This is a genomic window from Modestobacter excelsi (assembly GCF_005930495.1).
GTDB classification, from domain to species: domain Bacteria; phylum Actinomycetota; class Actinomycetes; order Mycobacteriales; family Geodermatophilaceae; genus Modestobacter; species Modestobacter excelsi.
This window is the reverse complement of record NZ_SJEX01000001.1, coordinates 38662-52848: the sequence shown is the minus strand read 5'-3', so window position 1 is coordinate 52848 and position 14187 is coordinate 38662. Positions and strand designations below refer to the sequence as shown.

The following is a 14187-nucleotide window of genomic DNA, read 5'->3' as shown; positions in this document are numbered from 1 at the left end:
CGAGTTTCCACCTGGAAACAACTTCGTCCTACTCTCCACCCGTCCGGCCGAGGGCCGGCAGTCGAGAGGAGTCCTCGTGACCGACCCCCGCACCACCCGGCCACCGGCCGTCAGCACCGGCGAGGACACCCCGGGCGTCGAGGCGTTCGGGTACCACCAGGAGCTGAAGCGCTCGCTGAGCTTCACCGACCTGCTGGTCTACGGCCTGGTCTTCATGGTCCCGATCGCGCCGTTCGGCATCTTCGGCAGCGTCTTCCAGGCCTCGGGCGGGATGATCGCGCTCGCCTACGCCGTCGGCGGGCTCGCCATGGCCTTCACCGCGGCCTCGTACTCGCAGATGTCCCGGGCCTTCCCGATGGCCGGCTCGGTGTACACCTACGCCGGCCGCGGCATCGCCCAGCCGGTCGGGTTCCTGGCCGGTTGGATGATCCTGCTGGACTACGTGCTCGTCCCCGGCCTGCTCTACCTGATCGCCGCCGTGGCCATGAACGCGATCGTCAGCGGCATCCCGGTCTGGGTGTGGCTGGTCGGCTTCGTCGTCCTCAACACCGTCGTCAACTACCTCGGCATCGAGTTCACCGCGCGGATCAACAAGCTGATGCTGATCGGCGAGCTCATCGTGCTCGCGGTGTTCCTGGTGATCGGCGTGATCGCGCTGGCCGCCGGGAAGGGCAACGGCCTGGACGCGCTGACCCCGATCTACAACAGCGACACGTTCTCCTTCAGCCTGGTCTTCGGCGCCGTCTCGATCGCGGTGCTGAGCTTCCTCGGCTTCGACGGCATCTCGACGCTGGCCGAGGAGAACCGCGACTCGGCCCGCTCGATCGGCAAGTCGATGATCGCCGCGCTCGCCCTGGCCGGGACGTTGTTCATCGTGCAGACCTGGATCGCCGCCCTGCTGGTGCCCGCCCCCGACACCCTGATCTCCGAGGGTGACGCCGGCGGCACAGCGTTCTACGACGCCGCCGAGGCGGCCAGCGGTCACTGGCTGTACGTGGTCACCGCGGTCGCCACCGCGATCGCCTGGGGCTTCGCGAACTCGCTGGTCGCGCAGGCGGCGACCTCACGGCTGCTGTTCGCGATGGCCCGCGACCGGCAGCTGCCGTCGTTCCTGGCGAAGGTGCACCCGACCCGCCGGGTGCCGGTCAACGCCACGCTGCTGGTGGCCGCGGTCAGCCTGGTGCTGGGCCTCTACATGAACAGCCGGGACGACGGCATCTCGCTGCTGTCCACGCTGGTCAACTTCGGCGCCCTGTCGGCGTTCCTGCTGCTGCACGTCTCGGTCGTCGTGCACTACGTGGTCCGGCAGAAGAGCCGGGACTGGTGGCGGCACCTGGTCGTGCCCGTCATCGGCTTCGCGATCCTGGCCTACGTCATCTACAACGCGAAGGTGGCCGCCCAGGAGCTCGGCTTCGTGTGGCTGGCCATCGGCCTCGGGCTGCTGGTCTTCCTGCTGGTCACCGGCCGCAAGCCCGTGCTGGCCGAGGAGGAGAGGTGACGGCCCAGCTGGAGGTCGTCCCGCTCGACCCGGCACCGGACCAGCTCCGCTACGTCTTCGGCGGCGCGGAGCCGCTGCTGCGGGTCCGCCCCGGCACGGTGGTCGAGCTGACCACCGAGGACTGCTTCGGCGGCCGGGTGCGCTCGGTCGAGGACCTGCCCAGCCAGGTCTGCGAGTTCCCCTACCTCAACCCGGTGACCGGGCCGGTGCACGTGGAGGGCGCCGAGCCAGGCGACACCCTGGCGGTGCACGTCGTGGACATCGCACCGGCCCGGGACTGGGCGGTCTCCACGACGTTCCCGCACTTCGGGGCGCTGACCGCCACCCACGAGACGGCGATGCTGCACGACCCGCTCGAGGAGGTCGTCTGGGTCTACGAGGTCGACCGGGAGCGGGGCACCTGCCTGTTCCGGCCGCGCCGCGGCGGCCCGGAGGTGGAGCTGCCGCTGGACCCGATGCACGGGACCCTCGGCGTGGCCCCGGCCGCCGGCCAGGTGTTCATGTCGATCACCCCGGCGGCGCACGGCGGCAACATGGACACCCCTGAGCTGCGGGCCGGCACCACGGTCTACCTGGGGGTCAACGTGCCCGGCGCGCAGCTCTCGCTCGGCGACGGGCACTGCCGGCAGGGCGAGGGCGAGGCCTGCGGCACCGCGGTCGAGGCGGCCATGCGCACGGTCGTCGTCGTCGACCTTGTCAAGGGCGGCGCACCGGCGTGGCCCCGGCTGGAGAGCGACGAGTTCCTGATGTCGACCGGCTCGGTGCGCCCGCTGGAGGACGCCTACCGGGTCAGCCAGCGCGACCTGGTCGGCTGGGCGGCGGAGCTGACCGGCTGGGACACCCTCGACGCCTACCAGCTGGTCAGCCAGGCCGGGCTGGCGCCGGCTGGCAACGTCGTGGACACCAACTACACGATGGTGGCCAAGCTGGCGAAGCGGTACCTGCCCGGCGCGGCCGCGTTCGACGGCGTCCACGCCCGGCTCCGCGACACGGCTGCCGCCTACCTCGCGCAGCGCTGACCGGGGTCCCCGGGCCCGCTCCGGCTGGCCCGGGACCCCGGCCTTGTCGGAACTGTGACCTTCCTCCGACGTGCTTCACGGCGCCGAAACACAATGCCCGCTCGACCGACATCTGCGTCGGTTGGAGTTCGACCCGCACCCCGCCGGTGATCGGCGGCGGGTCTGGTGCCACCCGAACACGACGTCGAGCGAGGACCTCCATGAGCCTGCCCACCTCCCCTGGCCGGAACACCAGGCGCACCGCCGCCGCGGTCACCGCCGCCGGCCTCGTCCTCGCCCTGGCGGCCTGCGGGAGCGACGACGCCGACGCCAGCTCCTCCGGCGGCGCCGAGGACGGCCACGGTGAGCTGAGCCTGCAGCTGTCCTGGATCAAGAACGCCGAGTTCGCCGGCGAGTACCTGGCCGACTCCAACGGCTACTACACCGACGCCGGGTTCTCCGCCGTCAACCTGGTCGCCGGCCCCTCGACCGGCGTCGCGGAGCTGGTGCAGGGCTCGGTGCAGGTGGCGCTGAGCGACGCGGTCTCCATCGGCACCGCGGTCGCCAACGAGGACGCACCGGTGAAGATCATCGGCACGACGTACCAGAAGAACCCGTTCACCATCCTGTCGCTGGCCGACGGCGGCAACATCGCCACGCCGCAGGACATGGTGGGCAAGAAGATCGGCGTGCAGGACTCCAACACCAGCCTGTTCAAGGCACTGCTGGCCGCCAACGGGATCGACGAGGGCGAGCTGACCATCGTCCCGGTGCAGTACGACCCCTCGGTCCTGGTCAACGGCGAGGTCGACGGCTTCGTCGCCTATCTGACCAACGAGTCGATCACCGTCGCGGCGCAGGGCAAGCCGGTCACCAACCTGCCCTTCGCCGACAACGGCCTCCCGTTCGTGGCCGAGACCTTCACCGCCACCGACCAGACGATCGCCGAGGACCGGGAGATGCTCAAGGACTTCCTGGTCGCCGAGATCAAGGGGTGGACCGACGCCATCGCGGACCCGGCCGCCGCCATCGACCTGGCCCTCGCCGACTACGGCTCGGACCTCGGCCTGGTCGAGGAGAACGAGGTCCAGTCGGCGCAGGTCGCCAACGACCAGCTCATCACCTCCAGCGACACCGATGCCGACGGCCTGTTCACCATCTCCGACGAGCTGCAGCAGGAGACCCTGAAGAGCCTGGCCGGTGCCGGCATCGACGTCTCCGCCGACGACCTGTTCGACCTGTCCCTGCTCGACGAGGTCTACGAGGAGCACCCCGACCTCGTCGACTACGCCGGCTGAGGCCGTGACGGAGCTCGCCAGCACCGCCGGCGCCCCGGGTGCCGCCCGGGGCACCGGGGTGCAGGTCTCCGGGCTGACCAAGGTCTTCAGCATGCGCAGCCGGTCGGTGACCGCGCTGCAGGACGCTGACCTGCACACCGCCCAGGGGACCTTCCTGTCGCTGCTCGGGCCGTCGGGCTGCGGCAAGTCGACCGTCCTGCGCATCCTCGCCGGACTCGAGGAGCCGACCAGCGGCTCGATCCGGGTCGACGGCAAGACCCCGCAGGAACTGCGCCGCGGCCACCAGCTGGGCATCGCGTTCCAGGACGCGGCCCTGCTGCCGTGGCGCAGCGTGCTGTCCAACATCCGGCTGCCCTTCGAGGTGTCCGGTCAGCGGGTCGACGAGGCGTACCTGCGGGAGATGGTCGCGCTGGTCGGTCTCGAGGGCTTCGAGGACGCCAAGCCCGCCCAGCTGTCCGGTGGCATGCGGCAGCGGGTCTCGATCGCCCGCTCGCTCATCCTCAGGCCCACGGTGCTGCTGCTCGACGAGCCCTTCGGCGCCCTGGACGACATGACCCGGCAGAGGCTGAACCTGGAGCTGCTCCGGATCTGGACGGAGAAGCCGGCGACCACGCTGATGGTCACCCACGGCATCACCGAGGCCGTGTTCCTGTCCGACCAGGTCGCGGTGATGAGCCCGCGGCCCGGCCGGGTCTCCGCGGTCATCGACATCGACCTGCCCCGCCCCCGCACGCCGCAGATGCAGCGGACGCCGGAGTTCCACGCCTATGTGGACCAGGCCTCCGAGCTGCTCTTCGGCGCCGGCGGCGCAGCGGCCGACGGCTGACCGCGATGTCCCGGCTGCGACTGCCCGCCTGGGCGATCGGCGTCCTGGGCACCGGAGTGCTGGTCGCGCTGTGGTGGCTGCTGGCCGTCACCCTGTTCTCCGGGGTGGGCGCGGGGAACGCCGACGCGATCCCCACCCCGCCGGAGGTGGTCCGCCAGTGGGCCACCGACGGCTGGTCGTTCTACCGGCGGAACGTCGGCATCACCCTCGACGAGGCCGCCCGCGGCTTCCTGTGGGGCAACGCGCTGGCCCTGCTGCTGGCCGCCGTCGTGCTGCTCGTCCCGCGCAGCGAGGGCCTGGTCATGCAGGTCGCCACCATCACCTACTGCATCCCGATCGTGGCGATCGGGCCGCTCGTGCTCATCATCGCCGGGGCGCCGGACCCCGGTGACCCGTCCGGGACGGCGGTCTTCCTGGCCGCGCTCAGCTGCTTCTTCACCACCGTCGTCGGTGCGCTGCTCGGGCTCAAGGCCGCCGACCAGGCCGCGCTGGACGTCGTGTCGGTCTACGGCGGCACCAGGCTCACCCAGCTGCGCAAGGTGCGCCTGGTCGCGGCGCTCCCCGGCATCCTCAACGCGCTGCAGATCGCCGTCCCGGCCGCCTTCCTGGGCGCCGTCCTGGGCGAGTACTTCGGCAAGGTCGACCTGGGCATCGGCCCGGCGATGACCGCGGCCCAGCAGGGCCTCAACGCCCCCCGCGTGTGGGGCATCGCGCTGGCCAGCGGCGCGGTGGCGATCCTCGGGTTCGCGTTCTTCGGGCTGCTCGCCCAGCTGATCACGCCGTGGTCGAGAGGAGGTGGGCGCTGATGCCGGACGCCGTGACCAGCGGAACGGCCGCGCGCCGCAGGGAGGTCCGCCGGGAGGCCAGCCGGCAGGTGCTGCGCGCGCTCGGCCGCTCGCTGCTGACCTTCGCGCTGACCCTGGTGGTCGTGCTGGTGCTGTGGACCGGCGCCATCGAGCTGTTCGGCATCTCCTCCTACGTCGCCAAGGGCCCGGCCGACGTGTGGGCGTACCTGGTCACCGACGAGGACGCCGGCGAGCACCTGGCGCTGCTGCGCGATGATCTCGGCGTCAGCCTCGTCCACGCGTTCATCGGGTTCGTCGCGGGGCTGGTGGTCGCGCTGCTGGGTGCCACGGCGTTCCGGCTGTCCCAGGGCGTCGAGCACGCGCTGATGCCGGTCGCGATGCTGCTGCGCTCGGTGCCGCTCATCGCCCTGGCACCGCTGATCATCCTGGTGTTCGGCCGGGACGTCGCCACGGTCGCGGTCGTCGCCGGCATCGTGGTGCTCTTCCCGGCACTGGTGAACATCGCCTTCGGCCTGCACTCGGCATCGCCGCAGATGGTCGACGTGATCACCGTCCACGGCGGCAACTCGCTCACCGCGCTGCGCACGGTGGCGCTGCCCGCGTCGGCCCCGTCCTTCTTCGCCGCCGTGCGCATCTCGGTGCCCGGTGCGCTGACCGGTGCGCTGCTGGTCGAGTGGCTGGCCACCGGCGACGGGATCGGCTCGACCATCCAGACCGCCTACTCCCAGGTGCAGTTCTCGCTGGTCTGGTTGGCGGTGGTGCTGGTCACCGCGGTGTCGCTGGTGCTCTACGACCTCGTGCAGGTGGTCGAGAGCATCGTGCTCAGCCGGATGGGGATGACCCCGCGGCAGGGCAGTTGAGTCAGTGGTGCCGGTGGACGACGGCGTGCCCCTTGCCACGCCCCATCAGCGAGCGGTTGACCGGGACGGTGAGCACGAAGGCCAGCGCCAACGACCCGGCCAGCGACAGCCAGAACAGCGCGCTGCTGATCCCCGCCTCCATCGCACCGGGCACGGAGAGCATCACGGTGTTGTCGATGACCTCCATGACGGTGATCGAGACGGTGTCGGCGGCGAGGGCCACGCCGAGCGCCTGCCGGAACGGCAGCCCCGCGCGCAGCACCCCGCGCATGGTCAGCGCGTAGCCGAAGACGAAGGCCAGCGCGATGGACAGGACCACCGTGCCGGCGTCGGGCAGGCCCAGCGCCGTCCCGACGACCATCCCGAGGACCTCACCGATGGCGCAGCCGGTGAGGCAGTGCAGCGTCGCCTGCCGGGCCATGGCCCAGCTGACCGACGTCCGGTGCTCTGTGTGCTGCGCGTGCTCCATGCCAGCCGTAATACCCCCCGGGGGTGTGTTCCGCAAGTGGCAGCTGCACTGTTCCGGGACGGACGAAGCCTGTGCCTGGCGAGATGCGCCAGCGATCCGGCGATCTTCTGGTGACCTGGGACACAGCCGACGCACCGACCGACTGCCGATGCTCTGTCCATGGCATCCCGGCTCGCAACGGTGCGGACCTCGACCGAGCACTCCGTCGCGTCCGGGCAGGCCCCGGCCGACTGGTGGCGGACCGCCGTGGTCTACCAGGTCTACCTGCGCTCCTTCGCCGACAGCAACGGCGACGGGATCGGCGACCTGGCCGGTCTCCGCTCCCGGTTGCCCTACCTGTCCTGGCTCGGGGTCGACGCGCTGTGGATCAACCCGCACTACCCCTCGGGCGGTGCGGACGGCGGCTACGACATCGTCGACTACCGGGCGGTGGACCCGGACTACGGCGACGTGGCCGACCTCGAGGCCGTCGTGGCGGACGCCCGGCAGCTCGGCCTGCGGGTCATCCTCGACGTCGTCCCGAACCACACCTCCGACCGGCACCCCTGGTTCCAGGCCGCCCTCGCCGACCCGGACTCCGCCGAGGCCGCCCGCTACCACTTCGCGCCGCCCTCGGACGAGCCGCCGAACAACTGGCAGTCGCTCTTCGGCGGGCCGGCCTGGTCGCGCACGCCGGACGGCCGCTGGTACCTGCACCTGTTCGCGCCCGAGCAGCCCGACCTGAACTGGCGGGACCCGGCCGTGGCCGCCGACTTCGACCGCACCCTGCGGTTCTGGCTGGACCGCGGCGTGAGCGGCTTCCGGGTCGACGTCGCCTACGGGCTGTTCAAGGACGCCGAGCTGCGGGACAACCCCGGCAGCTACTCCCCCACGCTGTTCGGGCACGGGCCGGAGCAGGCGATGACCTGGAACCAGCCCGAGGTGCACGACGTGTGGCGCCGTTGGCGGTCGGTCTGCGACGAGTACCCGGGCACCATGCTGGTCGGCGAGGTCTGCCTGGCCGACCTGGAGCAGGTGGCGCTGTACTCGCGGCCCGACGAGATGCACCAGTCCTTCTCCTTCCGGCTGCTCAAGTCGCAGTGGGACACCGCGGCCTTCGCCGACGGGGTGCAGTCCGCGCTCGACGCGTTCCGCCGGGTCGGCGCGCCGGTCTCCTGGGTGCTGGGCAACCACGACAAGGACCGGCAGGTGACCCGGTTCGGCGGCGGCGCGCTCGGCACGTCCCGGGCCCGCGCCGCCGCGCTGATGATGCTGGCGCTGCCCGGCTCGCCGTACCTGTACGCCGGTGACGAGCTCGGGCTGCCGCAGGCCGTCGTCCCCGACGAGGCGAAGCTCGACCCGATCTTCTGGCGCAGCGGCGGTGCGCGGGCCGGCCGGGACGGCTGCCGGGTGCCGATGCCCTGGAACGAGACGGCCGGCGTCGGCTTCTCCCCCGACGGCGCAGCCGAGCCGTGGCTGCCGATCCCGGCGGACTGGGAGGGGTTCGCGGTCTCTCGGCAGACCCGCGATGGCGGCTCGATGCTGACCCTCTACCGCCGGGCGCTCGCCCTGCGCGCGGCGCACTCCGCGCTCGGCTCCGGGGACGCGACCGTCCAGACCCAGGGGGACGTGCTCACCGTGCGCAGCGTCGGCGACGACGAGACGGTGCGGTGCGTGGTCAACATGGGCACCGGGACGGTCCTGGTGCCCAACCCGGGCTCGGTGCTGCTGGCGTCCTCCACGCACGTGAAGGCCTCGGCGGCCAGCGTGGCGCTGCCGCCGGACACCGCCGTCTGGCTCGTCGAGGGCTGATCGGGCTCAGTCGGGCGGCGCCGTCCCGGCACCGGTCGTGGACGGGACGCCGCCGGGCCGGAGCTCGGCGACCAGCGCCTCGAGCGTCGCCCGGGCGCCACGGTCGTACAGCGAGCGCAGCGTCGTGGCGTAGGGAACGGTGAACCGCTCGTCGTCGACCAGGTCCCCGAACAGCTCGCGGTCGGCGATGAACGCCAGCGGGTCCTCCCGCTGCCGCTCGGCCAGCGCCTGCAGCGCGTCCCGCCGGCGGTCGGCGATCTCGATGGGCTGCCCCTGCTCGTCCACGCCCTCGGAGTACCGCGCCCAGCCGGCGACGACCGCGGCCGACCGGCGGACCTCACCGCCGGCGGCCAGGTTGTCCCGGACGACGGGGAGCAGCCACTTGGGCAGCCGCTCCGAGCCGTCGAAGGCCAGCCGCGCCAGGGTGTCGCGGACGGCGGGGTTGGAGAAGCGGGCGATCAGGTCCCGCCGGTAGTGGTCGAGGTCGATCCCGGGCAGCGGCCGCAGGGTCGGCGTCGCCTCCTCCTCCATGTAGCCGAGCAGCAGCTGCTGGAAGAGCGGGTCCTGCGCCGCGTCGTGCACCAGCCGGTACCCCACGAGGCGGCCCAGGTAGGCCAGCGCCTGGTGGCCGGAGTTGAGCAGCCGCAGCTTCATCATCTCGTAGGGCTCGACGTCGTCGACGACCTGCACGCCGACGTCCTCCAGCGGCGGGCGGCCGAGCGGGAACCGGTCCTCGAGGACCCACTGGGTGAACGGTTCGCACACCACCGGCCAGCCGTCCTCGATGCCGAAGCGGGAGGCCACCTCGGCCCGGTCGTCGTCCGTGGTCGCCGGGGTGATCCGGTCGACCATGCAGTTGGGGAAGAACACCTCCCGCTCGACCCAGGCCCCGAGCTCGGGGTCGCGCAGCGTGGCGAAGGAGGCGAAGCTCCGCCGGGCGACGTCGCCGTTGTGCTGGATGTTGTCGCAGGACACCACGGTGAACGGGGGCAGCCCGCGCTCCCGGCGGCGGACCAGCGCCTCGGTGACGAACCCGAACGACGTGGTCGGCGCCGCGCCCGCCTGGAGGTCGTGGACGACGCCGGCGTCCCCGGCGTCGAACCGCCCGGTCACCGGGTCGATGGCGTAGCCGCCCTCGGTGACGGTCAGCGTGACGATCCGGGTCGACTCCGCCGCCATCTTCTCGACCACCGCCTCGGGGTCGTCCGGTGCGAACAGGTACTCGACGATCGACCCGATGACCCGGGCGTCCCAGGTCCCGTCGGCGTGCTTCACCACCAGCGTGTAGAGGCAGTCCTGGGCGGCCATGACCTCGGCCATCCGGCGGTCGGACGGGAGCACCCCGACGCCGCAGATGCCCCAGTCCCCCGCCGCGCCCCGCTCGAGCAGGCCGTCGAGGTACATGGCCTGGTGCGCCCGGTGGAAGCCGCCCACCCCCAGGTGGACGATCCCGGTCCGGACCTGCGACCGGTCGTACGTCGGCCGGGCCACCTCCGGGGGGAGGGACGACAACGACTGCGCGCTGAGCGGTGCCACGGGGTCCTCCTCAGGACGGCGGCGTGCGGGGTCAGGCCGGCAGGCGCCGACCGGTCGACGGGGAGAAGAGGTGCTCCTTGCCGGTCTGGATGCGCAGGTGCAGCCGCTCGCCCTTGACCGGGGGGTGGGCCGGGTCGACCCGCGCGATGACCCGCCGGGCGTCGGCGTCGGCGCCCTCGGGGAGCTCCGGCAGCGTCCCGTGCAGGAAGGCGTCCGACCCAAGCTCCTCCACCACGACCACGTCGACCGGGAAGGAACCCGGGTCGTTCTCGGAGACGACGTCCAGCGCCTCGGGCCGGAAGCCGACCACCACCCGGTCCGCCCCCTCGGCGGACAGCGCGCTGAGCGACTCGGTGCGCAGCGGCAGCCGGGCGCTGCCGAGCACGGCGTGCCCGTCGGCGATCGAGAACTCGGCGAGGTTCATCCCGGGCGAGCCGATGAAACCGGCGACGAAGACGTTGGCCGGCTGCTGGTAGAGCCGCAGCGGGGTGTCGCACTGCTCGAGCAGGCCGCTGCGCAGCACGGCGACCCGGTCGCCCATGGTCATCGCCTCGACCTGGTCGTGGGTGACGTAGACCGTCGTCGTCCCGAGCCGGCGCTGCAGGTCGGCGATCTGGGTGCGGGTCTGCACGCGGAGCTTGGCGTCCAGGTTGGACAGCGGCTCGTCCATCAGGAAGACCTGCGGCGAGCGGACGATGGCCCGGCCCATCGCCACGCGCTGCCGCTGGCCACCGGAGAGCGCCTTCGGCTTGCGGTCGAGGAACTCCTCGAGGTCGAGGATCTTGGCCGCCTCGGCCACCCGGGTGGCGATCTCGTCCTTGCCCTTGCCGGCGATCTTCAGCGCGAAGCCCATGTTCTCCCCCACCGTCATGTGCGGGTAGAGGGCATAGCTCTGGAACACCATGGCGATGTCCCGGTCCTTGGACTTGAGGTTGGTGACCTTGCGGTCGCCGATGAGGATGTCGCCCCGGTCGACGTCCTCCAGGCCGGCGAGCATCCGCAGGCTGGTGGACTTGCCGCAGCCGGAGGGGCCGACCAGGACGAGGAACTCGCCGTCGGCGATCTGGAGGTCGAGCGAGTCGACCGCCGGCTTCTCGGACCCGGGGTAGATGCGGCTCGCCCGGTCGTAGGTGACAGAGGCCATCGGGTGCTCTCCTCGCTTCGTGCGTGGGTGGGGCGGGGCTTCTCAGGTCTGCGGGTGGACGACGACCTTCACCGACTGCGGGTCCCGCCGGCCCGCGGTCAGCGCGTCCTCCGCCTCGGCCAGTGCGTAGCTCCCGGTGACCAGCCGGTCCAGGTCGATCCGCCCGGCGGCGACGAGGTCGATCGCCGTCGGCCAGGTGCCGGCGTAGCGGAAGACGCCGGTGACCTCCAGCTCGCGGTCCTGGACCACCGACAGCGGCAGCTGCAGCTCGTCGCCGCCCATCCCGACCAGGACGGCGCGGCCGGCCGGGGCCAGCGCGCGGATGCCGGCCACGGTGGCCGCCGGGTGACCGGAGCACTCCAGCAGCACCCCGGGCGCCCGGGGCAGGTCCTCCAGGCCCGTCGTCCGCGCGTCGACGACCTCGGTGGCGCCGAGCTCCCGGGCGAGCTCCAGCCGGGCGGGGTTGACGTCGGACACCACGATGTCGGTGGCGCCGAAGGCCCGGGCGGCCTGGACGCTGACCAGCCCGATCGGCCCGGCCCCGGTGACCAGCACCCGGGAGCCGGCGCTCACCCGGCCCTTGCGGCAGGCCCAGATGCCCACCGACAGCGGTTCCAGCAGCGCGGCTGCGTCGTCGCTGACGGTGTCGGGCACCGGGTGGGCGAAGGCTGCGTGCACCACCACGTACTCGGCGAAGGCGCCGTCGATCGGTGGGGTGGCGTAGAAGCGCATGGCCGGGCAGAGGTTGTACCGGCCGGCCAGGCACTGCTCGCAGGTCAGGTCCGGCACACCGGGCTCGATCGACACCCGCTGGCCGACGGCCGGCGACGTCACCCCGGCGCCGACCGCGGTCACCTCACCCGCCGCCTCGTGGCCGAGCACCAGCGGGGACTCCACCACGTGCTGCCCGATCCGCCCGTGCTCGTAGTAGTGCACGTCCGAGCCGCACACCCCGACCGAGGCCACCCGGACGACGACCTCCCCGGGGCCCGGCTCGGGCTCCGGCCGCTCGACGAGCGCGACGTCCCCGACGCCCCGCAGGACCGAGACCCTCACTTGACCGCGCCGAGGGAGAGGCCCTGCACCAGCTTGTCCTGGGCGGCGAAGCCGGCGATGAGCACCGGCAGCGACACCGCGAACGCCGCGGCGCAGACCTGGGCCAGGAACAGGCCCTGGCTGGTGACGAAGCCGGTGAGGTACACCGGGGCGGTCCCTGCCCGGGTCCCGGTCAGGGTCCGGGCGAGCAGCAGCTCGTTCCAGCTGAAGATGAAGCAGATCAGCGAGGTCGCGGCCATGCCCGGCAGCACGATGGGCGCCACCACCCGGCGCAGCGTGAGGATCAGACCGGCGCCGTCCATCGACGCGGCCTCGAGGATCTCGACCGGGACCTCGGCCAGGAAGGACCGCATCATCCAGACCGCGATCGGCAGGTTCATCGCCGTGTACAGGACGATGAGCAGCCAGATGTTGTCCAGCAGGCCGCTCCACTGGGCGAACAGGTAGATGGGCAGCAGCCCGGCCACGATCGGCAGCATCCGGGTGGACAGGAAGAAGAACATGACGTCGGTCCACTTGCGCACCGGCTTGATCGACAGCGCGTAGGCGGCCGGGATGGCCAGCAGCAGCACGATGATCGTCGAGACGACGCTGGCCGTCAGCGAGTTCAGCAGCGAGGGCCACGGGTTGGCCCCGGTGCCCACGCCGAAGAACTCCTTGTAGCCGCTCAGGGTCAGCGGCGCGGCGAGCGAGGGTGGGTTGGTGGCGGCGTCCTCCTCGCTGTGGAACGACGTGAGGATCATCCACAGCACCGGCACCACGAAGAGGAAGCCGATCAGCCACGCGGCCACCCCGAGCAGCGCACCGCTGCGCGGCTTGCGGGGGGCCCGCTCCTCGCCCTGGTCGGTGCGGGTGGCGGCCACCGGGCCCACGTCGGTGAGAGAGCTCATCGCGCGTTCTCCTCCTGGAACAGCGTGGACACCGTGCGCAGCGCCAGGGTGGCGATGGCGATGGTGGCGATCACGACGACGACGCCCGCCGCGGACGCCCGGCCGTAGTCGTGCGCCTGGTAGAAGGTCTGGTAGATCACGTACGGGAGGTTCGCCGTGCCCAGCCCGCCCGAGGTGATCGTGAAGACCGCGTCGAAGTTCTGCACGATGTAGATCGAACCGAGCAGGCCACCCAGCTCCAGGTAGCGGCGCAGGTGCGGGAAGGTCATGTACCGGAAGATCTGCCAGGTGCTGGCGCCGTCGATGCGCGCGGCCTCGATGACGTCCAGCGGCCGGCTCTGCAGGCCCGCCAGCAGGATCAGCATCATGAACGGCGTCCACTGCCAGATGAGCGCGATCTCCACCGAGATCAGCGGCGCCTGGGTGATCCAGTCCGGCTGCGGCGGGTTGTCCGAGCCGAACAGCGACCAGATCCAGGTCAGCGTGCCGTTGAGCAGGCCGTACTCGGGGTTGAACAGGGCGTGCTTCCAGAGCAGCGCCGCGGCCACCGGGACGATGAGGAACGGCGTGATCATCATGGTCCGCACCACGCCGCGGCCGGCGAACTTCCGGTCCAGCAGCAGCGCGATGCCCATCCCCAGCAGCAGGCTGACCAGGACGACGACCACCGTGAGGACGACCGTCACCCAGATCGCGCGGCGCATGTTGACATCGGTCAGCACGCTCGCGTAGTTGCTCAGCCCGGCGAAGCCGCGCTCGTCGGGGTAGTAGGCGTTCCAGTCCATGAACGAGACGATCAGCGTCACCACGAACGGCAGCTGGGTCACGATGATCGTGAAGACCAGCGCCGGGAGCAGCGGTGCCCGGCGGGCCCAGTCGGCGGACCGGCGGAGTGCTCCGCTCGGCGGTTGCGAGGGCGGCGGGGGCGGCGGGGGTGCCGGCGGCTCACCGCGTCCGCGGCTGGTCTCCAGGGTGGTGCTCATCGCGCCGCCTTCCTCTGCTCTGGTGCTGCCCG

13 protein-coding genes are annotated in these 14187 nt (G+C 71.9%); 7 read left to right on the top strand and 6 right to left on the bottom strand.

Features of this window, described 5'->3' with window-relative positions; translation table 11 throughout:
• The first annotated feature begins 76 nt into the window (after positions 1-76).
• The 6 genes from FHL80_RS00270 to FHL80_RS00245 all read left to right on the top strand — a co-directional run bounded on the left by FHL80_RS00270 (position 77) and on the right by FHL80_RS00245 (position 6286).
• Positions 77-1498, top strand: a complete 1422-nt coding sequence (locus FHL80_RS00270; RefSeq protein WP_216870295.1) for an APC family permease — start codon at positions 77-79, stop codon at positions 1496-1498.
• A complete protein-coding gene (locus FHL80_RS00265; protein ID WP_138731483.1) occupies positions 1495-2517 on the top strand; it encodes an acetamidase/formamidase family protein in 1023 nt (340 codons plus the stop codon). The genes FHL80_RS00270 and FHL80_RS00265 overlap by 4 nt, the downstream gene beginning before the upstream one ends.
• A 200-nt stretch (positions 2518-2717) precedes the next feature.
• Positions 2718-3794, top strand: a complete 1077-nt coding sequence (locus tag FHL80_RS00260) for an ABC transporter substrate-binding protein (RefSeq protein WP_138731482.1) — start codon at positions 2718-2720, stop codon at positions 3792-3794.
• A 4-nt stretch (positions 3795-3798) separates the two neighbouring features.
• Positions 3799-4620: an ABC transporter ATP-binding protein gene (locus FHL80_RS00255; protein ID WP_216870294.1), complete on the top strand. Its 822-nt coding sequence runs from the start codon at positions 3799-3801 to the stop codon at positions 4618-4620.
• 5 nt (positions 4621-4625) lie between these two features.
• Positions 4626-5426, top strand: coding sequence for an ABC transporter permease (locus tag FHL80_RS00250; RefSeq protein ID WP_138731481.1), 801 nt, complete (start codon positions 4626-4628; stop codon positions 5424-5426).
• Positions 5426-6286, top strand: coding sequence for an ABC transporter permease (locus FHL80_RS00245; RefSeq protein WP_138731480.1), 861 nt, complete (start codon positions 5426-5428; stop codon positions 6284-6286). Before FHL80_RS00250 ends, FHL80_RS00245 begins: the two co-directional genes overlap by 1 nt.
• A gap of 1 nt (position 6287) precedes the next feature.
• Here the strand turns inward: FHL80_RS00245 and FHL80_RS00240 are convergent, their stop codons facing one another.
• Positions 6288-6755, bottom strand: coding sequence for a DUF4396 domain-containing protein (locus FHL80_RS00240; protein ID WP_138731479.1), 468 nt, complete (start codon positions 6753-6755; stop codon positions 6288-6290).
• A 159-nt stretch (positions 6756-6914) separates the two neighbouring features.
• Between FHL80_RS00240 and FHL80_RS00235 the strand changes: the two genes are divergently transcribed.
• Positions 6915-8546 (top strand): glycoside hydrolase family 13 protein, encoded by a 1632-nt coding sequence (locus FHL80_RS00235; RefSeq protein WP_138731478.1) that lies wholly within the window; start codon positions 6915-6917, stop codon positions 8544-8546.
• Positions 8547-8552: 6 nt separating this feature from the next.
• Here FHL80_RS00235 and FHL80_RS00230 read toward each other — a convergent pair whose 3' ends face one another.
• The 5 genes from FHL80_RS00230 to FHL80_RS00210 are packed head-to-tail and all read right to left on the bottom strand — an operon-like array spanning position 8553 to position 14155.
• Positions 8553-10082 carry a mannitol dehydrogenase family protein gene (locus tag FHL80_RS00230; RefSeq protein WP_138731477.1) on the bottom strand — a complete coding sequence of 510 codons (1530 nt, stop codon included), beginning with the start codon at positions 10080-10082 and terminating at the stop codon, positions 8553-8555.
• Positions 10083-10113: 31 nt separating this feature from the next.
• Positions 10114-11226, bottom strand: a complete 1113-nt coding sequence (locus tag FHL80_RS00225) for an ABC transporter ATP-binding protein (RefSeq protein WP_138731476.1) — start codon at positions 11224-11226, stop codon at positions 10114-10116.
• 42 nt (positions 11227-11268) lie between these two features.
• Positions 11269-12282, bottom strand: a complete 1014-nt coding sequence (locus tag FHL80_RS00220) for an NAD(P)-dependent alcohol dehydrogenase (protein ID WP_138731475.1) — start codon at positions 12280-12282, stop codon at positions 11269-11271.
• Positions 12279-13172: a carbohydrate ABC transporter permease gene (locus FHL80_RS00215; RefSeq protein ID WP_216870293.1), complete on the bottom strand. Its 894-nt coding sequence runs from the start codon at positions 13170-13172 to the stop codon at positions 12279-12281. Before FHL80_RS00215 ends, FHL80_RS00220 begins: the two co-directional genes overlap by 4 nt.
• Positions 13169-14155 carry a carbohydrate ABC transporter permease gene (locus tag FHL80_RS00210; protein ID WP_138731474.1) on the bottom strand — a complete coding sequence of 329 codons (987 nt, stop codon included), beginning with the start codon at positions 14153-14155 and terminating at the stop codon, positions 13169-13171. The genes FHL80_RS00215 and FHL80_RS00210 overlap by 4 nt, the downstream gene beginning before the upstream one ends.
• Positions 14156-14187: the final 32 nt, after the last annotated feature.

Bases quoted from the DNA above. Each gene is read 5' to 3' on its own strand.
- FHL80_RS00260 (WP_138731482.1), top strand. From the start codon at position 2,718: ATGAGCCTGCCCACCTCCCCTGGCCGGAACACCAGGCGCACCGCCGCC.
- FHL80_RS00250 (WP_138731481.1), top strand. From the start codon at position 4,626: ATGTCCCGGCTGCGACTGCCCGCCTGGGCGATCGGCGTCCTGGGCACC.
- FHL80_RS00245 (WP_138731480.1), top strand. From the start codon at position 5,426: ATGCCGGACGCCGTGACCAGCGGAACGGCCGCGCGCCGCAGGGAGGTC.
- FHL80_RS00240 (WP_138731479.1), bottom strand. From the start codon at position 6,755: ATGGAGCACGCGCAGCACACAGAGCACCGGACGTCGGTCAGCTGGGCC.
- FHL80_RS00235 (WP_138731478.1), top strand. From the start codon at position 6,915: ATGGCATCCCGGCTCGCAACGGTGCGGACCTCGACCGAGCACTCCGTC.
- FHL80_RS00225 (WP_138731476.1), bottom strand. From the start codon at position 11,226: ATGGCCTCTGTCACCTACGACCGGGCGAGCCGCATCTACCCCGGGTCC.
- FHL80_RS00215 (WP_216870293.1), bottom strand. From the start codon at position 13,172: ATGAGCTCTCTCACCGACGTGGGCCCGGTGGCCGCCACCCGCACCGAC.
- FHL80_RS00210 (WP_138731474.1), bottom strand. From the start codon at position 14,155: ATGAGCACCACCCTGGAGACCAGCCGCGGACGCGGTGAGCCGCCGGCA.